This window comes from Aeromonas popoffii, from assembly GCF_037818705.1.
GTDB lineage: Bacteria > Pseudomonadota > Gammaproteobacteria > Enterobacterales > Aeromonadaceae > Aeromonas > Aeromonas popoffii.
Genome location: NZ_CP149129.1, coordinates 3,181,165 through 3,203,040, shown reverse-complemented (window position 1 = coordinate 3,203,040; position 21,876 = coordinate 3,181,165). Strand labels below are relative to the sequence as shown.

Here is a 21,876-nt window from a genome sequence, read left to right as displayed (position 1 = left end):
GCTATCCATTTTCTATTCACTTGATTAATGAGAGACACGTAAATGAGTGCAATCACCATCTATCACAACCCGGAATGTGGTACCTCCCGCAACACCCTGGAGCTCATTCGCAACAGCGGCGTGGAGCCCACGGTTATCCACTATCTGGAGACGCCCCCCTCCCGCGAGCAGTTGGTGGCACTGATCGCCGCCATGGGCATGCCGGTGCGCGAGCTGCTGCGCAAGAACGTGCCCCCCTACGAGGCGCTCGGGCTGGCGGAAGATCGCTTCAGCGATGAATCGCTTATCGATGCCATGTTGGCCCATCCGATCCTTATCAACCGTCCCATCGTCGTGACGCCCCTTGGCACCAAATTGTGCCGTCCGTCGGAACTGGTGCTCGATATTCTGCCCTCCCGGCAACAAGGGGCCTTCGCCAAGGAGGATGGCGAGCAGGTGGTGGATGAAAGTGGCAAGCGCCTCAAGTAGTACCCGCGCTCAGGTGTAGCGCAGACATGATAATGACCACGAGGGCGCCTGGCGCCCTCGTGCACAGCTGCAGCAGCCAGGGCCGCGTCACTCGTTGACCGCGCCGTGAGCACCGCCTTATCCGGCGTCATCCAAATCTGCTACTGTGACTATCGACTCATCACAGAGGGTAGATAACAGCATGAAAATTCGATTCCTGGTGATTGCAACGACGCTGGCACTGGCGTCGACCCCCGGTCTGGCCGATTGGGCGAAGCTGAAGGCTGCCGCCTCCGATCTTGGTACCGCGGTGAGCGAAACAGGCAAGGAGGTGTGGCAGGATGTCAGTGACTTCTCCAAGAAGAGCTGGGCCTCCATCTCGGCCTGGGGGGAGGAGGCGTTCAATACTGCCGGAGTCTGGACCGACAAGAGCATAGCGACCGGCAAGGAGTGGCTGAAGGTCGCTGACAAGAAGCTTGACGAGATGTTGAATCCCAAGACGGCGCAAGAGGCAAGGGTGGCGCTCAATACTATGGCCGATACTGCGCTGGTGCGACTGTTCAACGAGCAGCCTTCCGCCAAGTTGTTGTTTGACAAGGCCTATGGCTATGCGGTGTTCGATTCGCGCAAATTCTCCCTGATGCTCCATACCAACCAGGGGGCTGGCGTCGCGGTCAATCGTAACAGTGGCGAATACACCTATATGAAGATGTTTGGCGCGGGGCTTGCGGCCGGGATCGGGGGCAAGTTCTATCAGCAGGTGATCCTGTTTGAAGATAAGGCCAGATTCGATGCCTTTGTGACCCAGGGCTGGGAAGCCACCTCGGAAGTGGGCGTGGTGGCAGGCAAAGAGAGCGCCGAGCTGACCGCCAAATACAACGGCGGCATGGCCATCTACCAGATCGGCGAGAAGGGCTTGCTGCTCGATGCCAACATCTCGGGATCCAAATACTGGATAGATGAGGATCTGACGGAAAAGAGCCGGTAACGGTGTCGTTATCGGCTGATCACAGCAGGTAATGGCGTTGCCATCATCTGTCTATCAAGGCCCGCATGGCGGCAATGCCAGTTATTTAATCATTTTATGTGACTAAATATTCTTAATTAACGGGAGCGGTGCCAGGGTGAACGCCTCAATAGGGCTGACACCTTTGCCCTGACTGGTACCCAATAAAAAAAGAGGGAGGCATCATGCCTCCCTCACTCTTTAGCCCTTATACCTCGCGGGTTGGGACTCAAACTATCTTAACTGACTTGCATTAGGCACCTGCGCCGGATTTAATCAGAGCCACTGGCACTTGTCGAACCCGCCTATCCTGGTCTGGCCACTCATTCTCACCACACTCTAAGTGTATTGGCACTCTAATTGCTTACTGGATGCCAGCGTCAATGATTTGTCTGGGGATGAGATATGGAAATTAGTGCAAGCAGCCTGATGCAAGAGATGCAGGCGCTCAAGATCGAAGCGGGTGCCACGCCACTGGCACAGCCCGGCCGTGAGGTCACTTCTGACTTTGGTCAGTTGCTGCAGCAGGCGCTCGGCAACGTCAACGAGCTGCAAGGCGCGGCCAATGATCTGCGTACCCGTTTCGATATGGGCGACAAGTCAGTCGATCTGTCCGATGTGATGATCGCCGGCCAAAAATCCTCTATTGCTTTCGAAGCAACGGTACAGGTGCGCAACAAGATGGTCGATGCCTACAAGACCATCATGAACATGCCGGTATAAGTGATTACTGAACATCATGAAGATGTCAGCAATAAGGACATAAATCGTGGCTAATGACCAAAACGGCGACCTGCTGATGAACGATGAGGGCACTGCCGCCCTCGATGAGAATGAGCAGAAGAGTTCCGCACTCGGCTTCCTGTCCAACACCGATGTGCTGCGGCAAATCACCCTGATCCTGGGACTTGCCATCTGTCTGGCCATTGCGGTGTTTATCCTGCTGTGGGGCAAGGAGCCGGACATGCGTCCCCTCGGCACCTTTACCACCCAGGAGTTGGTCAAGACCCTCGATTTCCTCGATCAGCAGCGGATCCCCTATGAGGTGGATGGCAAGAGCGTGCTGGTCAGAGCCGAAAGATATGCGGATATCCGCCTGCGCCTGACTCGTGCCGGCCTTGCCAGCAATACCGATGCCAGCAACGATGGCGAGTCCATTCTGCTCAAGGACTCCAGCTTTGGCGTCAGCCAGCGCATGGAGACGGAGCGCCTCAAACTGAGCCGCGAGCGTCAGCTGGCGAGCGCCATCGAGCAGTTCCAGAACGTGGCCAAGGCCCAGGTGCTGTTGGCAATTCCCAAGGACAACGTGTTCGCTCGCAACGAGCGCAGGCCCAGTGCAACTGTGGTGCTGAGCCTCAAGGGCAACGCCCTCGGCCAGGGGGAAGTGGACTCCATCGTCGACATGGTCGCCTCTGCCGTGCATGGCCTCGAGCCGACTCGTGTCACCGTGACCGATCAGAACGGCCGCTTGCTCAACTCGGGTTCCCAGGATCCCATCTCTGCCCAGACTCGCAAGGAGTTTGCGATGCAGCAGAGGCAGGAGGTGGAGTACAAACAAAAAATTGACGCCATTCTGATCCCCGTGCTTGGCGCCGACAATTATACGGCGGAGGTCGACCTCTCCCTCGATTTCTCCCAGCAGGAACAGACCCGCAGGACCTTCAACCCGGACCTGCCGGCCGTGCGCTCCGAGATGACCCTGGAAGAGAACAGCGCCAATGGCGGCGGTGGCATACCAGGTGCTCTCTCCAACCAGCCGCCTGCCGCCTCCAACATTCCCGAGCAGACCGCCGCAGCTGATGGTGCCAGCGCCGCGGCTTCCGGCCGCTCCCGCAAGGAGGCGACCCGCAACTTTGAACTGGATACCACAGTGAGCCATATCCGGCGCCAGATGGGGGGCATTCGCCGCATGACGGTCTCGGTCGCGGTGGATTACAAACCCGCTACCGCCGCCGATGGCAAGGTGACCCGCGAGGCGCGCAGCCAGGCAGAGCTCGATACCCTGCGCCGTTTGCTGAGCGGCGGGCTTGGCTTTGATGTGACCCGAGGTGATACGCTGGAAGTGGTCGCCATCCCGTTCAACCGGCCAGAGTTTGAGAGCGTGGCCGCCGCACCCATCTACGAGCAGCCCTGGTTCTGGCGCGCGGTGCGCATCGCCGCCTCCGTGCTGGTCATCATAGTGTTGATCGTGACAGTCGTGCGCCCCATGCTCAAACGCCTGCTCTACCCGGATGCACGTCCGGAAGGGGATCTGGACCTGGACAACAGCATAGTGCTGGGTGGGGATGACGAGCTCAGTCTGCTGGCCGCTCAGGCCGAGTCAGAGCCGGTGTTCGGGGTACGTGACGGCCATCTGAAACTGCCGGATCTGCACCGTGACGAGGACTTGCTCAAGGCGGTACGTGCGCTGGTGGCGAACGAACCTGATTTGGCCGCACAGGTCATTAAAGAATGGGTAACGAACAAAGATGCCTGAAGATAATAAGACCCAAGTCACTGGCAATGACATTACCGACAGCCAGCGCCAAATCCTGGATCAGATGAGCGGGATGGAGATGGCGGCTGTGCTGATGCTGAGCCTCAACGAAGAGGATGCCGCCCAGATTTTCCGTCATCTCGAGCCCAAGCAGGTGCAACGGCTCGGTATGTCGATGGCCTCAATGTCTGACTTCAGTCACGATCGGGTGGCGGCGGTGCACCGTCAATTCATCGACGATATCCAGAAGTACACCAACATAGGTATCGGCAGTGAAGACTTCGTGCGCAAGGCGCTGGTGGCAGCCCTTGGCGAAGACAAAGCCAGCAACCTGGTGGATCAGATCATCCTGGGTTCCGGTGCCCGTGGTCTTGATTCCCTCAAGTGGATGGATGCCCGCCAAGTAGCCAGCATCATCCAGAACGAACACCCGCAGATCCAGACCATAGTGCTCTCCTATCTGGAGCCGGAGCAGTCTGCCGAGATCCTGAGTCAGTTCCCGGAGCAGGTGCGTCTGGATTTGGTGATGCGGATCGCCAACCTCGAAGAGGTACAACCGGCAGCGTTGCAAGAGTTGAACGACATCATGGAGAAACAGTTCGCCGGCGCGGCTGGCGCCCAGGCAGCCAAGATGGGCGGCCTGAAGGCGGCGGCCAACATCATGAACTACCTGGATACCAATATCGAAGGCCAGCTGATGGACTCCATCCGCGACTCGGACGAAGAGATGAGCCAGCAGATCCAGGACTTGATGTTTGTGTTCGAAAACCTCATCGATGTGGACGACCGCGGCATTCAGACCATGCTGCGGGAAGTGCCGGGGGATCTGCTGCAGCGCGCCCTCAAGGGTTCCGACGATCAGATGCGCGAGAAGATCTTCAAGAACATGTCCAAACGGGCGGCCGAAATGCTGGCAGACGATCTGGAGGCCATGGGGCCGATCCGGGTCTCCGAAGTGGAAGCGGCCCAGAAAGAGATCCTCTCCATCGCCCGCCGTCTGGCGGATGCTGGCGAGATCATGCTGAGTGCCGGTGGCGGCGAGGAGTTCCTCTAAACCATGGACTATCAACTCTACAGTTTCGCCGTGCCACATCCGGTGCTGGCGAGGAGCGCCTCTAAAGCATGAACAACAAGCTGCGTGGCTATGTACGTCCCGATGGGGAGGATGCTCGGGTCGAGGCCTGGGGCTGGCCCGAGATGGAGGTCGAGTCCGAGGTCGAGACCAATGCCCTCGGGTTGACGCCGGACTGGTATCGGCAGGAGGCAGAGGCGCCGGTTGAGGAGCCAGCAGAGGAGCCGGCCCCCAGTATCACGGCAGAAGAGCTGGAAGCGATCCGTCAGGCCGCTTGGGACGAGGGCATGGCCGAAGGCCAGGCCGCCGGCTTTGCCAAGGGGCTGGAAGAGGGCAAGCTGGAAGGCTTGCAACAGGGCCATGCCGCCGGGCTGGAGCAGGGCAAGGAGGAGGGACTGGCCATGGGCCGCGAGTTGGTGGATCAGCAACTGGCTCACTGGCAGTCACTGGTCGATCGTCTCGCTACCCCTCTCAGCGAGCTGGATCAGGCTGTGGAACAGCAGCTCATCGCCCTGATGCTGCAGCTGACCCGCACCCTCATCCGGCACGAGGCAGAGACGTCTCCCCGCATACTGCTAGAGGCCCTCAAACAGGGGTTGGCTTTGCTGCCTGCCGCCGAGCAGGGGGTTACTCTGATGCTGCATCCTGATGACATAACCCGGGTCGAGCAGGCGTTTGGAGTGGAAGAGTGCGCCAAGCGTCACTGGCGGCTGCAAAGTGATCCCACCCTCTCTCCTGGCGACTTGCAGCTGGCGACCGAACTCTCCAGCATTGATCTGACGCTGTCGGGACGCATCGATCAGCTGCTGCGCAACTTTTTGCGGGACAACCACGCATAACCGGCGGCGGACAGGTGTAATCACCCGCCGCCAGCATGACCCATCTCAATATCGCATTTCAGGAGGCCAGATGAGCGGCTCGTTACTCACTCGGTTGCAAGGGTATCGGGTGCGCGATATCGCGCCCAAGCCACCTGTCGCTGGCAAGTTGACCCGGGTGGTGGGCCTCACGCTGGAAGCCATCGGTTGCCGCGCCGCCATCGGTGCCCTCTGTCGCATCGATACCCAGGATGGGATGCTGGAGGCCGAAGTGGTGGGCTTCTCCGGCGATCGTCTGTTCCTGATGCCGAGCGAGCAGCTCAAGGGGGTGATCCCCGGTGCCAGGGTGGTGCCCATCACCGAAGAGCACGGCATCCCGGTTGGTATGAACCTGCTTGGCCGGGTCATCGACGGTATCGGCCAGCCACTCGATGGCCTCGGCCCCATTCTCTCCTCCCAGACGGTGCAGTTTGCCCAGCACCGCATCAATCCGCTCTCCCGTCGCCCTATCCATCAGCCGATGGACGTAGGGGTGCGCGCCATCAACGCCGTGCTGACGGTGGGTCAGGGCCAGCGGATGGGACTGTTCGCCGGTTCAGGCGTCGGCAAGTCGGTGCTGCTCGGGATGATGACCCGTGGCTCGGTGGCGGACGTGGTGGTGGTGGGTCTTATTGGTGAGCGGGGCCGGGAAGTCAAAGAGTTTATTGAAGATATTCTGGGGGAGGAGGGGCGTGCCCGCTCCGTGGTGGTGGCGGCCCCGGCCGACGCCTCGCCCCTGATGCGCCTTAAGGGGTGCGAAACTGCGCTCGCCATTGCCGAGTATTTTCGCGATCAGGGGCTTAACGTGCTGCTCTTGATGGACTCCCTCACCCGTTACGCCCAGGCCCAGCGTGAAATCGCGTTGGCAGTGGGCGAGCCGCCAGCGACCAAGGGGTATCCGCCCTCGGTATTTGCCAAATTACCGGCGCTGGTGGAGCGGGCGGGTAACGGCAGTGACGGCCAGGGTTCCATCACCGCTTTTTTCACCGTGCTGACCGAGGGGGATGACCTGCAAGACCCTATCGCCGATGCGGCGCGGGCCATCTTGGATGGTCATATCGTGCTGTCGCGCGAGCTGGCCGATGCGGGCCACTACCCGGCCATTGACATCGAAAAATCCATCAGCCGGGTCATGCCCATGGTGACCTCGCCGGAACATATGGACTTGGCGCGTACCCTCAAGCAGTTCTACTCCCTCTATCAGCAGAACCGGGATCTCATCACCATAGGCGCTTACAGCCAGGGATCGGATCCCCGCATCGATCGCGCCATCATTCAAAAACCCTATCTGGATCAGTTCTTGCAGCAGGGGATGCGCGAGGTCATTCACTACGATGAGGGCCTGCAATCCCTGCAGCTGGTGGCCATGCCCCTGATGCGTTGACGATAGGATGAAGAGGGAAGGTTGTCATGAGTAAAGGCTTGGTGATGTTGTCCGAGCGGCTGGTGGAGGCCGAACAGCAGGCGGCGCTGGCGTTGGCGAAGGCCCAGCAGGATCTGAAAATCTTCATGGAGCAGCAGGAGGCGCTCAACCAGTATCGCCAAATCTACCATCAGCAGTGGACAGATCGCGGTCTGCAGGGCATAGCTGCCCAGCAGAATGCCCAGTACCACGCCTTTATCAACAAGCTTGAGCAAGCGGCCACCCAACAGTACGAAGGTGTGCTGCAGGTGCGCCAGGCACTGGCGTTGCGGCGGGAAGAGTGGCTGGCCGCCCAGCAGAGGCGCAAGGCGTTGGAGTTGCTGCTGGCCAAGCAGGCCGGGCGTGAGCAGCAGAAGGCCCAGCGTCAGGAGCAGAAGATGTTGGATGAGTACACCATGCTGCGCCGCTTCCATCATTCTGGCCTGTAACTTGCTTTATTCTGCCCATCCAGTGTGCGCCTCACTGCCATCGCGTTCGTGAGGACAGCGCCAGAACCCGATTGTCGTCAGGGATTTTCATCATGATGCAGACACTGCTAACCCCACCCCCTCCCGTTCAGGCGGCTGCGCCTGCCGACAAGAGTGCTCCGCTCCCCCCTGCCTCCGATAGCGGCGAACGGACGCCACAGGGGGAGCCGAAAAGCGGTTTCTCCGATGTGATGGCCAAGGCTCGGACAGCGGGAGCGCCGGTGACCAAGGGCTCTCAGACGGCTGCGATGGAGCCGAAGGCCGGTGGTCAGGTCGTTACTGACCAGGTAGCCGGTGACAAACGCGCCAGTGACAAGCACGCCGATGCCAAATCTTTGGCGAATGATGCCGAAGGCACGGCGGCCATCGACGATAACAAGAAAAAAACGGAGGAGGCCGAGAGCAGTGCCTCTCCCAATGATTTCTTACAGCGCCTGCAAGATGCCCTCAAGCAGGACACCAGCCTTGTCTCCCCGACGTCCCTTAGCCTGGTTGTGACCGCGCCAGCCGTGGACACGGACGGCAATATGTTGCCGCAAGAGGGGGAGGGCGCCGAAGCTGCCGACGTTCTCGTTGGCGCGGGTGACAAGCCACTTACCCTGGATGACAGGAAAGCAGCCACCGGCGCCGCCTTGCTGGCACAACAGGCAGCAAGCCTGCTCAAGGGGGAAGGGGTCGAGGTGCCGGCAGCAGAGGGTGAGGCGCAGGCCATGGAGAGCGATGCTGCCGCCATGGCCGCCAAAGGTGAGGTGAGCAAGTCTGCCGAGGCCGATGCCAGCGCCAAACCCGTCATTCCTCCCATGAGCAGCAAGGAGGGGGGCGAGAAGGCACATCCCCAACAGGCCGTGCCCACCCAGGCGACCGTCGTGTTGGAAACGGGTCAGGAACGGGCCGACACAGAGACGACCGGCTCGGCGGACAGCGCTCAGGCCCGAGGCGCTGCCGAGGGGGGCGAGCAGGCCAAGGTGGCCACCGCCGCCAAGTCAGAGAGTCCGCTGGCCGCCGCTACCAGCAGCGCCACAGCGCCGGCTGCCCAGCCGCCAGCCGACCCCGAGTTGACGGCACAGCAACAGGTGCTGGCCAGCAGTGAATCCCAGGGGCCACAGGCCTCACTGAGTGCCTTGTCGGCCGGGATCAAGCAGATGGAGGCCAGTGAAGACCGCGAGTCTCCCAAGGTCAGGACCGAGGTCAAGGTAGACGTGAAGCAGAAGGTAGCCGAGTTTGGCAAAGGCAGTACCCCCGGGACCGAGTCCAGCCCCCATGACAGTAACCAAAGTCAGCAGGTGCAGCAGAACAGCCAACCCCAGGCGCCCAACAACGACAGCAAGCCCACGGTCGACATAGCGGCGCGGCGCGATCCCCAGAATCTGCCACACCTCAAGCTGGCCAATCCGGAGGCGCCAGCCCAGCTGCACCAGAAGGTGAATCTGATGCTGGCGGACAAGTTGCAACAGGCGGAGATCCAGCTCGACCCCCTTGGCCTTGGCAAGATGAAGATCCAGATCCAGATTGGCGCCGACAGCCAAGCCAACGTGCACTTCGTGGTACAACATGGTCAGACCCGCGAAATGCTGGAGCAGGCCATGCCACGGCTGCGTGATATGCTGGCCGGGCAGGGCATCCAGCTCGGCCAGACCATAGTGCAACAGCAGTCGCAGCAACAGTCACAGGGCCAGTCGGCATTTGCCGGACAGGGCCAGCAAGGTCAAAAAGAGAGCGGTTCTTTTGCCGAAACAGGCCAAACTGAGGCTGAGGTCACGGCTGCAGGCCGTCGTTTGCTGATGGAATCGACAAACGACAGCGGAATTGATTTCTATGCTTGATGCCAGCCTGAGTAAGTTTATGATATCGAACAAGTTTGAGACTAGGGTGGACAAGGGATGGCAGATGATAACGAACTGACGCTGAAAGACCCGGCGGCAGGCAAGAAAAAGAAGCTGATCATGGTAGTCGCCCTGGCCGTGATTGTGCTGGGTGGCGGTGGTGCCGGTGCCTGGCTGATGCTGTCCGGTGGCGACAAGGCGGCGGAAGCTTCGGCGGAAGGGAAGGATGCCCAGCCCAAGGAGACGGCGCCCCAGCCCTCGCTCTACGTAGGCATGCCGCGCCCCTTTGTGTTCAACGTCTCGGGTGGCCAGCGGGATAGACTGGTGCAGATCAAGATCCAGTTGATGGTGCGTGGCGCCGCCGATGAGACCCTGGCCAAGCAGAATATCCCCCTGATCGAAGGCACCCTGCTGCGGGTCTTCAGCGCAGCGACCAGCGAGCAGCTGACGACCTTTGAAGGCAAGGAGAAGCTGCGTAAAGATTCACTGGAAGAGAGCCGTCGGGTGCTCAATGACCTGGTTTCTTCCCCCGTTATCGAACAAGTGCTGTTTACCGGCTTTGTAATGCAATAAGGGTGATGCGTGAGCGATCTGTTAAGTCAGGACGAAATTGATGCCCTCTTGCACGGTGTCGATGATGTCGAAGAGGAAGAGATAGGCGCGGCGGGAGATCCCGGCGTCGCCCAGTTTGACTTCTCCTCTCAGGACCGCATCGTCCGTGGTCGCATGCCGACCCTGGAGTTGGTGAACGAGCGTTTTGCCCGCCATATGCGGATCAGCCTGTTCAACATGATGCGCCGCACCGCCGAGGTCTCCATCAACGGTGTGCAGATGCTCAAGTTTGGCGAATACGTGCACACCCTGTTTGTGCCGACCAGCCTGAACATGGTGCGCTTCCGTCCGCTCAAGGGCACGGCCCTCATCACTATGGAAGCCCGCCTGGTGTTTATCCTGGTGGAGAACTTCTTCGGCGGCGATGGCCGTTATCACGCCAAGATCGAAGGGCGCGAATTCACCCCCACCGAGCGGCGCATCATCCAGATGCTGCTCAAGCTGGTGTTCGAGGATTACAAGGATGCCTGGGCGCCCGTGATGGACGTCGGCTTCGAATACCTCGACTCCGAGGTGAACCCGGCCATGGCCAACATCGTCAGCCCCACCGAGGTGATAGTGGTGAGTTCGTTCCACATCGAGCTCGATGGCGGTGGCGGAGATTTCCACGTGGCCATGCCCTACGCCATGCTGGAGCCTATCCGCGAGCTGCTGGATGCCGGTGTGCAGAGCGACAAGGGTGACACAGATGTGCGCTGGAGCAAGGCGCTGCGTGACGAAATCATGGACGTCAAGGTCGAGCTCAGAGCCAAGCTGCTGGAAACGGATCTGACCCTGCGCGAGCTGATGGAGCTGCGACCCGGCGACATCATCCCGGTGGAAATGCCGGAGAGCCTGCTGGTCTATGTGGAAGATTTGCCCACCTTTCACGCCAAGATGGGGCGGACCAAGGAGAATGTGGCGCTCAAGATTACCGACAAACTCAAACGCCCGGAAGGGGTCAAGACAGAGATGCATCTGGTGACCCGGGGCGGCATACGCATCGATGGTGAGGCCGAGCTGGAAGAGCTCGAGCGCAGCATCGAAGATCAACAGCGATAAACAGGGACTGCCTGTCACGACAGACGGTCATGAAGCAGCATAAGGAAGCAAGATGAGCGGAACTGATGAAGAGGATCTGATGGCGGACGCCTGGGCAGCCGCACTGGAAGAGCAGGTGGTTGCCGAAGCCAAGCCTGCTCCCCTCGAGGAGTTGACCGATGACGCCCCTATCAGTGCCGAGGAGCGGCGCAAGCTCGACACCATACTCGACATTCCGGTCACCATTGCCATGGAGGTGGGCCGCAGCCAGATCAGCATCCGCAACCTGTTGCAGCTGAACCAGGGCTCAGTAGTGGAACTGGATCGGGTGGCTGGCGAGCCGCTGGACGTGCTGGTCAACGGTACCCTGATCGCCCACGGTGAGGTGGTGGTGGTGAACGACAAGTTCGGTATCCGTCTGACGGACGTTATCAGTCAGATTGAAAGGATCAAGAAACTCAAATGACCAGAACCATTGCGCTGACCGGTGTCATCATCAATCAGGCCGAAAGGATCACAACACTCAAATGATCCGCGCGTTTCCGTTACTGCTGTTGTCCCTCCCTGCACTGGCCAATCCCGGTGCGGGGGTCAATCCCCCCAGCCTCACCTCTTGGCTGCTCTCCAGTCTGATGGTCATAGGCCTCATTCTGGTGCTGGGCTTTCTGCTCAAGAAGAGCAAGATAGCCACCGCCATGGGGGGCGGCCATATGCGGGTCATCGCCAGCTTGCCGGTGGGCTACAAGGAGAAGCTGCTGGTGGTCAAGGTGGGCGAACAGCAGCTGCTGATCGGGGTGACGCCGCAGCAGGTCAACTTCCTCTATCGCCTGGAGGCGCCGCTGGACGAGAGCCAGCCCCAGGCGTTTTCCCAGCAGCTTGGCAAATTGATGGGCAAGCATGAAAAAAACTAACCGCTTATGGTCACAGCTTGGACTGCTGGTCGGCCTGTTGGTACCCTTGGTTCTCTTTTCGCCGCTGGCGCTGGCCCAGGGTGGCATGTCGGCTGTGACCATCAAGACCATGGCGGATGGCAGTCAGGAATACAGCCTGACCCTGCAAGTGCTGGCGCTGATGACGGCGCTCTCCTTCTTGCCGGCCATGGTCATCATGATGACCTCGTTTACCCGCATCATCGTAGTGTTGGGCATACTGCGCCAGGCAATCGGTCTGCAGCAGAGTCCCTCCAACCAGGTGTTGATCGGTATCGCCCTCTTCATGTCGTTCTTCATCATGTCGCCCGTGCTGGATCGCATCAACAACGAGGCGCTGCAGCCCTATCTGGCCGAGACGATCCAGGCCAAGGAGGCGCTGGAGAAGGCCGAACTGCCCATCCATCAATTCATGCTGGCTCAGACCCGGATCAAGGATCTCAACACTTTCATGGAGATAGCCAACGTGCAGGTAGATAAGCCTGCCGATGTGCCGCTGCGGGTGCTGATCCCGGCGTTCGTCACCAGCGAGCTGAAGACAGCCTTCCAGATAGGCTTCATGCTGTTTTTGCCCTTCCTGGTGATCGATCTGGTGGTGGCCAGTATCCTGATGGCCATGGGGATGATGATGCTCTCTCCTATGCTGGTCTCCCTGCCATTCAAATTGATGCTGTTTGTCATGGTGGATGGCTGGAACCTGATCCTGGGCTCCCTGGCCAACAGCTTCGGGCTGGGGGCGGGATGATGCTCTCTTTCAATCAGGTGCTGGTCTCCCTGCCATTCAAATTGATGCTGTTCGTCATGGTGGATGGCTGGAACCTGCTCCCGGGCTCCCTGGCCAACAGCGTCGGGCTGGGTGCCGGTGGTTAACTCGGGCAAACGCAAGGAGCAGGCAGCATGAGTCCGGAAACCTTTATTGATGTCTTTCGCGAGGCGCTCTGGCTGGTGACCATCATGGTGTGCGCCGTGATCCTGCCCAGCCTGTTTGTCGGCCTGTTGGTGGCCATCTTTCAGGCCGCGACGTCCATCAACGAACAGACCCTGAGCTTCCTTCCCCGTCTCATCGTTACCCTGTTTGCCCTGGGGGCGGGCGCACACTGGGGCTTGCAGAGTCTGATGGACTTCTTTCTGCTGATGGTGAGCCAAATTCCCGAGGTGGTGGGATGATCCATGCCCGGCAAGCGCCTGGGACCTCTTCTGGCGGCTCGCTGATGGCGACCTGCCACGCCATTCCCGGGGTAGTGAGATGACCTACACGACTGCTCTCATCATGGAGTGGTTGTCTTCCATTCTCTGGCCGTTGGCACGGGTGAGCGGTCTGTTGATGGTGATGGCGGTGTTTGGCAGTCGCCTAACACCGGCCCGTATCCGTATCGGGTTGGCGCTGGCGCTTACCTTCATGATCGCCCCCCTGCTGCCCCCGATGCCCAAGATAGAGCTGTTCTCCGTCGGCAGTTTTTTGGTGCTGACCCAGCAGTTGCTCATCGGCATTGCGCTTGGCCTTATGACCCAGTTTCTGATGGAGAGCTTCGTCATGGCCGGTCAGATCATCGCCATGCAGACCAGTTTGGGCTTTGCCACCCTGGTGGATCCCATGAATGGCCAGTCGGCCCCCGTGGTGGGCCAGTTCTACCTGATGCTGGCGACCCTGGTGTTTCTGGCGGTGGATGGTCACCTCATCATGCTGCGCATGGTGGTGCTGAGCTTTGATACCTTGCCGGTCTCAGATGTCGGGCTCACCCTGCCCGCCATCCGCAGTCTGGCCGGATTCCTGGGGGTTATGTACCAGGCCTCGCTGGTGATGGCGCTGTCGGCCATCATCGCACTGCTGCTCATCAACTTTGCGTTCGGCGTCATGACACGGGCAGCGCCACAGCTCAACATCTTCAGCATAGGTTTTGCGGTCAGCATGATGTCCGGACTGCTTATCCTGTGGCTCACCATCGGCGGCTTCCTCGGCCATTTTGACTCCATGTGGGAGCGGGTGCAGGAGACCAGTTGCGAGCTCATCAACGTCCAGTGCTTCGGTGGCCAGAGTGGCTGATTGCGTACAGCTGGGTAGAGAACAACTCGATTCCCTCCGGGGGCGAGCACAACTGAGCAAGCGCCAGCGTGTCGGAGGTCAGCAGCATGGCTGATACCGATCAGGAACGTACCGAACAACCCACGGGCAAACGACTGCAACAGGCCCGGGAAAAAGGGCAGATTGCACGCTCCAAGGAGTTGGGTACCGCCAGCGTGCTGTTGGCGGCTGTCTTTGGTCTCTTGATGATCAAGGAGAGTCTGGCCGGCGCCATGGTCAAGATCCTCACCATAGGTTTCACCCTCGATCGGGATCAGGCCTTCGATCCCAACGCCATGGGGGTCATGCTTCCCACCCTGTTGAGGGAGCTGATGTATCCGCTCGGCCTGCTGTTCATGCTGGTGGCCATCGCGGCTTTCGTCGGCAACACCCTGATGGGGGGCATGAATTTCTCCTCCGAAGCCATGCTGCCCAAGTGGAGCAAGCTGAGCCCGCTCAACGGCCTCAAGCGGATGTTCGGGGTGCAGTCTCTGGTTGAGCTTATCAAGTCCATCGCCAAGGTGGTGTTCATCACCCTGTTTGCCTGGTGGATGCTGTCGAGCCAGTTCAACCACCTGCTCAACCTCTCCCTGGAGGGGTATCCGGGCGGCATCATAGATGCGCTGGATCTGCTGCTGTGGATGCTGATCATCCTCTGTTGCGCCCTCATCCCCATCGTGGCCATAGACGTGCCGTTCCAGCAGTGGAATCACATGCGCCAGCTCAAGATGACCAAGCAGGAGATCAAGGACGAGTTCAAGGACAGCGAGGGCAAGCCCGAGGTGAAGGGGCGGATCCGCCGCTTGCAGATGGAGATGGCGATGCGCCGCATGATGGGAGATGTGCCCAAGGCGGATGTGGTCATCACCAACCCGACCCACTACTCGGTGGCACTCAAATATGACACCGACAAGCCGGGCGCCGCCCCCAAGGTAGTGGCCAAGGGTACTGACGAAATCGCGATGAAGATCAGGGAGATAGCAAGGGAATACGAGATCCCCACCATGCCCTCTCCCGGGCTCACCCGTGCCATCTTTCACTCCACCGAGATAGGTCACGAGATACCGGAAGGGTTGTTTGCCGCGGTGGCTCAGGTGCTGGCCTATGTGTATCAGCTCAAGAAGTTCCGCCGTGGTCGTGGCCGGCGCCCCAATCCGCTCGCCAACGAGCTGCCCATTCCGCCTGAATTCCGCAAATGACAAACTTCTGACACAGTCAAAATAAAATCATTTAAAATCAATGTATTGAATTGTTGGCTTGATGTTTGCTTTAATCTTGTACCAGCGGTTTGAGATTGAGAAAAACGATGAAATTCCAGGCTTCATTGGGCCGATTGAAAGAGCACAGGGGATTGCTGACCAAGGGGATGGGGACACCGCTGTTGGTGCTGGCGTCTCTGGGTATGGTTGTTCTGCCCATACCGCCGCTGATGCTGGATGTACTCTTTTCCTTCAATATTGCGCTTTCTATTGTGGTGCTGCTGGTCGCCGTTTATACCCGACGCCCCCTCGAATTTGCCGCCTTTCCAACCGTCTTGCTGCTTGCCACCTTGCTGCGTCTGGCGCTCAACGTGGCGTCAACCCGGGTGGTCTTGCTGGAAGGCCACAACGGGAGTGCGGCGGCCGGTCATGTGATCGAGGCATTTGGCAACGTGGTGATCGGCGGCAACTATGCCGTCGGCATCATCGTCTTTACGATCCTGATGATCATCAACTTCGTGGTGATTACCAAGGGGGCCGGGCGGATTGCCGAGGTGAGCGCCCGCTTTACCCTGGATGCCATGCCAGGCAAACAGATGGCCATAGATGCCGATTTGAACGCCGGCCTCATCAACCAGGAAGAGGCGAAGAAGCGTCGCCAGGACGTGACTCAGGAAGCTGACTTCTACGGCTCCATGGACGGTGCTTCCAAGTTTGTCAAAGGGGATGCCATCGCGGCCATCATGATCCTCTTTATCAACATCATCGGGGGCTTCATTATCGGCATGATGCAGCACCAGCTCACCTTCAGTGAATCGGCCGAAATCTATACCCTGCTGGCTATCGGTGACGGTCTGGTCGCGCAGATCCCCTCCCTGCTGCTCTCCATCGCGGCAGCCATTATAGTGACTCGGCAGAACACGGATCAGGATATGGGCACAGCGGTGTTGGGTCAGCTGTTTGACAATCCCAAGGCGCTGATCATCTCGGCTGGCATCCTGCTGATGATGGGGCTGGTACCCGGCATGCCGCACTTTGCCTTCCTGAGCTTGGGGGCCCTCTCGGCTGCCGGTGCCTGGTGGCTGCTGCGCCGCGAGAAGCGGGCCGCCGCCAAGGCTGCCAAGGGCCAACTGATGCCCGCCACGGCCGATCAACCCCATGAGCAGAAAGAGTTGAGCTGGGACGACGTGCTGCCGGTGGACATCATAGGGCTGGAGGTGGGCTATCAGCTTATCCCGCTGGTGGATCGCAATCAGGGCGGGGAACTGCTCAACCGGATCAAAGGGGTGCGCAAGAAACTCTCCCAGGAGCTCGGCTTTCTGGTGCCTGCCGTGCACATTCGCGACAATCTGGATCTCGCGCCCAACCAATATCGCATCACCTTGATGGGGGTCAGTACCGGCGAGGCCAATGTTTACCATGATAAGGAGATGGCCATCAATCCGGGTCAGGTGTTCGGCCAGATCCAGGGCATCGCCACCCATGATCCCGCCTTCGGGCTGGAGGCTGTGTGGGTCGCCAAGGAGCAAGTCTCCCAGGCCCAGACTCTCGGTTATACAGTGGTGGATACTGCCACCGTGGTCGCCACTCACCTGAGCCAGATCCTCTCCAACCATGCCGCCCTGCTGCTGGGTCATGACGAAGTGCAACAGCTGCTCGATATGATAGGGAAGCATCAGAACAAGCTGGTGGAAGGACTGGTTCCTGAAGTCATCAGCATGGGTAACCTGGTGAAGGTATTGCAGAACTTGCTCAATGAAGGCGTGCCAATCCGTGATATGCGCACTATCCTGCAGACCCTGGTGGAATACGCCCCGCGCAGTCAGGATCCCGAAGTGCTGACGGCCGCCTGCCGTATCGCCCTGCGTCGCCTGATCGTGCAAGAGATTGCCGGTCCGGACCCCGAGCTGCCGGTGATCACCTTGGCACCAGAATTGGAACGTATATTGCATCAATCCCTGCAGGCAGGGGGTGGTGATGGCGCTGGCATAGAGCCGGGCCTGGCAGAGCGGATGCAACGCTCGCTGGTGGAAGCCACTCAACGACAAGAACTGGAAGGCCAACCGGCCGTGCTTCTGACATCAGGGATACTGCGCAATACCCTGGCGAAATTTGTCAAGAATGCCATTCCTGGATTGCGCGTTCTGTCTTATCAGGAAGTGCCTGATGACAAGCAAATCCGCATCGTCAGTGCGGTAGGACAGAACTAGTTAGCGGAGATGACGGGTGAAGATTAAGCGGTTTTTTGCCAAGGACATGCGAACGGCTCTGGCCGAGGTCAAGGAGACTCTCGGGCCCGACGCCGTCATCATGTCCAACAAGAAGGTCACTGGTGGGGTAGAGATAGTCGCCGCTGTCGATTATCAATCCCAGGTCCTGGGGCCCACAGAAGCGCCGGTTCGCCGTCAGTTGAACGATGAGAGCGTCAATATCTCGTCTGCCGGACGGCAGATGACCCGTCCTGTGCCCAGCCAGGCCCAGGAGCAGAACGAACACTATGCCGATACCCTGGCTGCCCTGTTGGCGCGTCAACAGAAGTTGAACCCGGCCAATCCGGCCGGTCTCAAGGGGGCTGCACCCGTTGCCGCCGCGGGTTCAGCTCCCCGCACGCTGGCCGAACAGGGTCAGTGGGGGGCGGCTCCCGAGCCTGCCAAGCCCAAAGCCAGAGTGGCGACCCCAGGTCGTGCTCCCCAACCTGCGCCGCGAGAGCAGGAGATGGAAGGGATGCGCAAGGAGATGGCCAGCATTCGCAAGCTGCTTGAGCACCAGATCTCCGGACTGATGTGGCAGGAAGTGGAACGCCGTGAACCTATGCGGGCCCTGCTCATCAAGGAGCTCAAGAAAATAGGCTTTGACGATGCCTTTGCCGATCAGCTGGCGGGCCTTATCCCTGAGGATATGTCCATCCATCAGGCCATGGCGCAGCTGGCCGAGGTGTTGACAGCCCAGCTCAAGATCAGCGAAGACGATATTTTACGTCAGGGTGGGGCGGTTGCCCTGCTCGGACCGACCGGGGTGGGCAAGACCACCACCATTGCCAAACTGGCGGCGCGGTTTGCCATGAAGTATGGCGCCGAGCAGGTGGCGCTTATCACCACGGATAACTACCGGATCGGGGCCCACGAGCAATTGCAGACTTATGGTCGCATCATGGGGTGTCCGGTACGTCAGGTACGGGATGCCGAGGAGCTGGCCAATGCGCTCTATCAGTTCCGCCATCGCCGGTTGGTATTGATCGATACCGCCGGGGTGGGTCAGCGTGATATCCGTCTGACCGAGCAGCTCGATACACTGGTAAAGAATGCCAAGGTACGCATCCGCAGCTACCTGGTGATGTCCGCGACTTCCCAGCGTCGGGTGATGCAGGAGGCGGTGGACCACTTCCGGCGTATCCCATTAAGCGGCTGCATACTTACCAAGTTGGATGAGAGTCTGAATCTGGGCGAAGTGATTAACGTATGTATCCAGAATGCACTGCCCATCAGCTATATCACTGATGGACAAAGGGTTCCGGAAGATATTCAAGTTGCCAATGCGGCGCAGCTCGTCGGAGCTGCCATGGGCTCGCTGGAGCGGGAAACAGAAGAACCCTATTTCTGGGGTGCAGGCTTTGGCGAGGCCGAAGATTCGGAGTTTTATGAGTAACATGTATATGGATCAGGCGAGTGGTCTGCGCAAAATGCGTCAAAACAATCGAGTAAAAGTGATCGCCGTTTCCGGTGGCAAGGGTGGCGTGGGCAAGACCAACGTGACTCTGAACGTGGCAGGCGCCATGGCCGCACAAGGCAAACGGGTGATGGTACTGGACGCCGACCTTGGCCTTGCTAACGTTGACGTCATGCTGGGGTTGCGGGTACATCGCAATCTCTCCCATGTGCTGGCCGGTGAGTGCACCATAGACGACATCATAGTCGAGGGTCCCTACGGCATGATGATAGTGCCGGCCACATCAGGCACCCAGTCTATGGTCGAGCTCTCTGCGGTGCAGCATGCCGAACTCATCCGCGCCTTCAGTGAGATGAAGACCCAAGTTGACATACTGCTGGTGGATACAGCGGCGGGGATCTCCGACATGGTGCTGAGCTTCACCCGCGCCGCCCAGGACATCATGATAGTGGTGTGCGATGAGCCGACCTCCATCACGGATGCCTACGCGCTGATCAAGATCCTCTCCAAGGATCATGGCGTGTTTCGCTTCAAGGTGGTGGCCAACATGGTGCGCAGCCTGCGCGAAGGGCAGGAGCTCTACGCCAAGCTGACCCGGGTCACAGATCGCTTTCTGGATACCTCGCTGGAGCTGGTAGCGTGTGTACCTTACGACACCAACCTGCGCGCCGCCGTGCGCAAGCAGAAGCTGATTGTCGAAGCCTTCCCCAAGTCACCTGCGGCGCTGGCGTTTCGCGCCCTCGCCAACAAGGCGGCAAGCTGGCCCATTCCTAACCAACCCGGTGGTCATCTCGAATTTTTCCTGGAAAATTTGCTGCAAAGGCCGGTCATAGCACAGGAAGGTTCCCGTGAATAAAGCCCAAGCGTACTTGCGTCATCAGGATTCCTATGTGCTGGTCGAGCGTCATGCTCCGCTGGTGAAACGGATTGCCCAGCATTTGTTGGCTCGCCTGCCAAGCAGTGTCTTGCTGGATGACCTGATCCAGGCAGGTATGATTGGGCTGCTCGAAGCCTCCCGTAACTTTGACGGCAGCAAGGGCGCCAGTTTTGAAACCTACGCAGGGATCCGCATCCGTGGCTCCATGCTCGACGAGATCCGGCGGGGGGACTGGGTGCCACGTTCGGTGCACCGCAATAGCCGCGCCATCGCTGAAGCCATCGAAAATGTTGAACAAGCGCACGGTCGTGATGCCCGTGATACCGAGGTTGCTGCCCAGATGGGGGTCAGTCTCGGCGAGTATCACACCATGCTGCAGGATGTCTCCTGCGGCAAGATCATCGGTATCGAGGATCTGGGGGTCAGCGAAGATGTGATAGGTCATCCCGATGACGCAGCAGGCAACAATGGGTTTGACGAGCTGGCGGCCGAGCGTTTTCAGGGCGCGTTGGCCGAACACATAGGCCGTCTGCCGGAACGGGAAGCACTGGTCCTCTCCCTTTACTACGATGAAGAACTGAACTTGCGTGAAATAGGCGAGGTATTGAACGTTAGCGAGTCTCGTGTGAGCCAGATACATAGTCAGGCGATGCACAGATTACGCGCTCGTTTAAGAGATTGGCATGTATAAGTGTTTGTACTGGCTACACTGAAACAAAACTCTAAGGCATAATCCGCATAATAAAACCTGCGATCTGCATCATGTAAGTGAGCCGCTATAGCGGCTATTTAGGAGGGAATTTTGGACAAGAACATGAAAATCCTCATTGTTGACGATTTTTCAACGATGCGCCGGATTATCAAGAACTTGCTGCGTGACCTGGGATTTAACAATACCCACGAAGCAGATGATGGCAACACGGCCTTGCCAATGTTGAAAAATGGTGATTTTCAGTTTGTCGTCACCGACTGGAACATGCCCGGTATGCAAGGCATTGACTTGCTCAAGGCTATTCGTGTCGATGACAAGCTCAAGCATCTGCCGGTACTGATGGTGACCGCTGAAGCCAAGCGCGAACAGATCATTGAAGCCGCTCAGGCGGGCGTCAATGGCTACATAGTCAAGCCTTTCACCGCTGCAACGCTCAAAGAGAAACTCGACAAAATCTTTGAACGAATCGGCTAAGGAGCAGCATGGATGAAGGCCAAAACGAGTGCAATGATTTCGCTCGATCAGGCAAGGATGCTTGTTGCCCATCTGGAGCAAGGCGAATTTGAACAGGCCGATACTATCATCGCAGATGCATGTGCTCCCAATGCGGCAGCTCTGTTTGACAAAGTGGGTCAACTGACCCGACAACTGCACAGCTCCTTACAAGATTTCCGGCTGGATTCCCGGATCCCCGACCTGGCAACCCATGAAATTCCCGATGCCCGAGAACGTCTAAGCTACGTCATCGACATGACAGACAAGGCAGCCAACCGCACCATGGATGCGGTGGAAGCCAGTTTGCCGATTGCCGACCGGCTCAACGACAATATTCAGTTGGTTATGCCCAACTGGAATGCCCTGATGAACAGGGACATGAATGTCGGGCAATTTAAGTCTTTATGTCACCAACTGGATGATTTCATTAAGGCTTCTGAATCTGATGCCGATAAATTACGGCAACTGCTGACAGAGATCCTGATGGCGCAAGATTTTCAGGATTTGACCGGCCAGATGATCCGCAAGGTCATCAAGTTGGTGCAGGAAGTTGAAACTAAATTAATAGAAATGCTGACTATGTTTGGTGAGGCATCTGTTGAGCATTCATCTCGCAGCCTTCCTGTAAGCCGGATTGAAGCTGAAGGCCCCATCATGAACCCGGAGACTCGTTCCGATGTGGTCAATGGTCAGGATGATGTGGACGATCTGCTGTCTAGCCTGGGATTTTAAT

At 58.7% G+C, this 21,876-nt stretch carries 24 protein-coding genes; all 24 read left to right on the top strand.

Annotated features, from left to right (window positions below; all coding sequences use genetic code 11):
• Positions 1-42: 42 nt before the first annotated feature.
• The 24 genes from arsC (at position 43) to WJM78_RS14460 (ending at position 21,875) form a co-directional block, all read left to right on the top strand.
• Positions 43-468, top strand: coding sequence for a glutaredoxin-dependent arsenate reductase (gene arsC / locus WJM78_RS14575; protein ID WP_212514115.1), 426 nt, complete (start codon positions 43-45; stop codon positions 466-468).
• 181 nt (positions 469-649) lie between these two features.
• Entirely contained in the window at positions 650-1,435 is a 786-nt protein-coding gene (gene befA, locus WJM78_RS14570) for a beta cell expansion factor BefA (RefSeq protein WP_108536513.1), read from the top strand.
• Between the two features lie 423 nt (positions 1,436-1,858).
• Positions 1,859-2,176, top strand: a complete 318-nt coding sequence (fliE, locus tag WJM78_RS14565; protein WP_042034112.1) for a flagellar hook-basal body complex protein FliE — start codon at positions 1,859-1,861, stop codon at positions 2,174-2,176.
• Positions 2,177-2,222: 46 nt separating this feature from the next.
• On the top strand, positions 2,223-3,929 hold the full coding sequence (gene fliF / locus WJM78_RS14560; RefSeq protein ID WP_042034111.1) for a flagellar basal-body MS-ring/collar protein FliF: 1,707 nt from the start codon (positions 2,223-2,225) through the stop codon (positions 3,927-3,929).
• Entirely contained in the window at positions 3,922-4,983 is a 1,062-nt protein-coding gene (fliG, locus tag WJM78_RS14555; protein WP_042034110.1) for a flagellar motor switch protein FliG, read from the top strand. Before fliF ends, fliG begins: the two co-directional genes overlap by 8 nt.
• Positions 4,984-5,051: 68 nt before the next feature.
• Complete coding sequence (gene fliH, locus WJM78_RS14550) at positions 5,052-5,840, top strand: flagellar assembly protein FliH (protein WP_339010096.1); 789 nt, start codon at positions 5,052-5,054, stop codon at positions 5,838-5,840.
• A gap of 70 nt (positions 5,841-5,910) precedes the next feature.
• Complete coding sequence (gene fliI, locus WJM78_RS14545; protein ID WP_042034108.1) at positions 5,911-7,242, top strand: flagellar protein export ATPase FliI; 1,332 nt, start codon at positions 5,911-5,913, stop codon at positions 7,240-7,242.
• 26 nt (positions 7,243-7,268) lie between these two features.
• Positions 7,269-7,709 (top strand): flagellar export protein FliJ, encoded by a 441-nt coding sequence (gene fliJ, locus WJM78_RS14540; protein WP_108536182.1) that lies wholly within the window; start codon positions 7,269-7,271, stop codon positions 7,707-7,709.
• A 92-nt stretch (positions 7,710-7,801) separates the two neighbouring features.
• Entirely contained in the window at positions 7,802-9,571 is a 1,770-nt protein-coding gene (locus WJM78_RS14535; protein ID WP_339010092.1) for a flagellar hook-length control protein FliK, read from the top strand.
• Positions 9,572-9,628: 57 nt separating this feature from the next.
• Complete coding sequence (gene fliL / locus WJM78_RS14530) at positions 9,629-10,144, top strand: flagellar basal body-associated protein FliL (RefSeq protein WP_108537461.1); 516 nt, start codon at positions 9,629-9,631, stop codon at positions 10,142-10,144.
• Positions 10,145-10,153: 9 nt separating this feature from the next.
• Positions 10,154-11,224 (top strand): flagellar motor switch protein FliM, encoded by a 1,071-nt coding sequence (gene fliM, locus WJM78_RS14525; RefSeq protein ID WP_042034104.1) that lies wholly within the window; start codon positions 10,154-10,156, stop codon positions 11,222-11,224.
• 52 nt (positions 11,225-11,276) lie between these two features.
• Complete coding sequence (gene fliN, locus WJM78_RS14520) at positions 11,277-11,669, top strand: flagellar motor switch protein FliN (RefSeq protein WP_042034103.1); 393 nt, start codon at positions 11,277-11,279, stop codon at positions 11,667-11,669.
• A gap of 61 nt (positions 11,670-11,730) precedes the next feature.
• Positions 11,731-12,114, top strand: coding sequence for a flagellar biosynthetic protein FliO (fliO, locus tag WJM78_RS14515; RefSeq protein ID WP_275929642.1), 384 nt, complete (start codon positions 11,731-11,733; stop codon positions 12,112-12,114).
• Positions 12,101-12,877: a flagellar type III secretion system pore protein FliP gene (gene fliP / locus WJM78_RS14510; protein WP_212514108.1), complete on the top strand. Its 777-nt coding sequence runs from the start codon at positions 12,101-12,103 to the stop codon at positions 12,875-12,877. Before fliO ends, fliP begins: the two co-directional genes overlap by 14 nt.
• Positions 12,874-13,002, top strand: coding sequence for a hypothetical protein (locus tag WJM78_RS14505; protein ID WP_422388419.1), 129 nt, complete (start codon positions 12,874-12,876; stop codon positions 13,000-13,002). Before fliP ends, WJM78_RS14505 begins: the two co-directional genes overlap by 4 nt.
• Positions 13,003-13,029: 27 nt before the next feature.
• Positions 13,030-13,299, top strand: coding sequence for a flagellar biosynthesis protein FliQ (fliQ, locus tag WJM78_RS14500; RefSeq protein WP_042034100.1), 270 nt, complete (start codon positions 13,030-13,032; stop codon positions 13,297-13,299).
• Positions 13,300-13,378: 79 nt separating this feature from the next.
• A complete protein-coding gene (fliR, locus tag WJM78_RS14495; RefSeq protein ID WP_339010086.1) occupies positions 13,379-14,176 on the top strand; it encodes a flagellar biosynthetic protein FliR in 798 nt (265 codons plus the stop codon).
• 86 nt (positions 14,177-14,262) lie between these two features.
• Positions 14,263-15,393, top strand: coding sequence for a flagellar biosynthesis protein FlhB (flhB, locus tag WJM78_RS14490; protein WP_339010083.1), 1,131 nt, complete (start codon positions 14,263-14,265; stop codon positions 15,391-15,393).
• A gap of 107 nt (positions 15,394-15,500) precedes the next feature.
• The gene (gene flhA / locus WJM78_RS14485) at positions 15,501-17,603 is read left to right on the top strand and encodes a flagellar biosynthesis protein FlhA (protein WP_339010080.1); all 2,103 of its coding nucleotides are present in this window, start codon (positions 15,501-15,503) and stop codon (positions 17,601-17,603) included.
• Positions 17,604-17,619: 16 nt separating this feature from the next.
• On the top strand, positions 17,620-19,038 hold the full coding sequence (flhF, locus tag WJM78_RS14480; protein WP_339010078.1) for a flagellar biosynthesis protein FlhF: 1,419 nt from the start codon (positions 17,620-17,622) through the stop codon (positions 19,036-19,038).
• A 1-nt stretch (position 19,039) separates the two neighbouring features.
• The gene (locus tag WJM78_RS14475; protein WP_181364830.1) at positions 19,040-19,915 is read left to right on the top strand and encodes a MinD/ParA family protein; all 876 of its coding nucleotides are present in this window, start codon (positions 19,040-19,042) and stop codon (positions 19,913-19,915) included.
• A complete protein-coding gene (locus tag WJM78_RS14470) occupies positions 19,908-20,627 on the top strand; it encodes an RNA polymerase sigma factor FliA (protein WP_339010076.1) in 720 nt (239 codons plus the stop codon). Before WJM78_RS14475 ends, WJM78_RS14470 begins: the two co-directional genes overlap by 8 nt.
• A 111-nt stretch (positions 20,628-20,738) precedes the next feature.
• Entirely contained in the window at positions 20,739-21,122 is a 384-nt protein-coding gene (gene cheY / locus WJM78_RS14465; RefSeq protein WP_010634617.1) for a chemotaxis response regulator CheY, read from the top strand.
• A gap of 12 nt (positions 21,123-21,134) precedes the next feature.
• On the top strand, positions 21,135-21,875 hold the full coding sequence (locus tag WJM78_RS14460; RefSeq protein WP_042034092.1) for a protein phosphatase CheZ: 741 nt from the start codon (positions 21,135-21,137) through the stop codon (positions 21,873-21,875).
• Position 21,876 lies beyond the last annotated feature (1 nt).

What these genes read in the sequence shown, in the direction of transcription:
- arsC (WP_212514115.1), top strand. Translation starts at nt 43, where the DNA reads ATGAGTGCAATCACCATCTATCACAACCCGGAATGTGGTACCTCCCGC.
- befA (WP_108536513.1), top strand. Translation starts at nt 650, where the DNA reads ATGAAAATTCGATTCCTGGTGATTGCAACGACGCTGGCACTGGCGTCG.
- fliE (WP_042034112.1), top strand. Translation starts at nt 1,859, where the DNA reads ATGGAAATTAGTGCAAGCAGCCTGATGCAAGAGATGCAGGCGCTCAAG.
- fliG (WP_042034110.1), top strand. Translation starts at nt 3,922, where the DNA reads ATGCCTGAAGATAATAAGACCCAAGTCACTGGCAATGACATTACCGAC.
- fliH (WP_339010096.1), top strand. Translation starts at nt 5,052, where the DNA reads ATGAACAACAAGCTGCGTGGCTATGTACGTCCCGATGGGGAGGATGCT.
- fliI (WP_042034108.1), top strand. Translation starts at nt 5,911, where the DNA reads ATGAGCGGCTCGTTACTCACTCGGTTGCAAGGGTATCGGGTGCGCGAT.
- fliJ (WP_108536182.1), top strand. Translation starts at nt 7,269, where the DNA reads ATGAGTAAAGGCTTGGTGATGTTGTCCGAGCGGCTGGTGGAGGCCGAA.
- WJM78_RS14535 (WP_339010092.1), top strand. Translation starts at nt 7,802, where the DNA reads ATGATGCAGACACTGCTAACCCCACCCCCTCCCGTTCAGGCGGCTGCG.
- fliL (WP_108537461.1), top strand. Translation starts at nt 9,629, where the DNA reads ATGGCAGATGATAACGAACTGACGCTGAAAGACCCGGCGGCAGGCAAG.
- fliN (WP_042034103.1), top strand. Translation starts at nt 11,277, where the DNA reads ATGAGCGGAACTGATGAAGAGGATCTGATGGCGGACGCCTGGGCAGCC.
- fliO (WP_275929642.1), top strand. Translation starts at nt 11,731, where the DNA reads ATGATCCGCGCGTTTCCGTTACTGCTGTTGTCCCTCCCTGCACTGGCC.
- fliP (WP_212514108.1), top strand. Translation starts at nt 12,101, where the DNA reads ATGAAAAAAACTAACCGCTTATGGTCACAGCTTGGACTGCTGGTCGGC.
- WJM78_RS14505 (WP_422388419.1), top strand. Translation starts at nt 12,874, where the DNA reads ATGATGCTCTCTTTCAATCAGGTGCTGGTCTCCCTGCCATTCAAATTG.
- fliQ (WP_042034100.1), top strand. Translation starts at nt 13,030, where the DNA reads ATGAGTCCGGAAACCTTTATTGATGTCTTTCGCGAGGCGCTCTGGCTG.
- fliR (WP_339010086.1), top strand. Translation starts at nt 13,379, where the DNA reads ATGACCTACACGACTGCTCTCATCATGGAGTGGTTGTCTTCCATTCTC.
- flhB (WP_339010083.1), top strand. Translation starts at nt 14,263, where the DNA reads ATGGCTGATACCGATCAGGAACGTACCGAACAACCCACGGGCAAACGA.
- flhA (WP_339010080.1), top strand. Translation starts at nt 15,501, where the DNA reads ATGAAATTCCAGGCTTCATTGGGCCGATTGAAAGAGCACAGGGGATTG.
- WJM78_RS14475 (WP_181364830.1), top strand. Translation starts at nt 19,040, where the DNA reads ATGTATATGGATCAGGCGAGTGGTCTGCGCAAAATGCGTCAAAACAAT.
- WJM78_RS14460 (WP_042034092.1), top strand. Translation starts at nt 21,135, where the DNA reads ATGAAGGCCAAAACGAGTGCAATGATTTCGCTCGATCAGGCAAGGATG.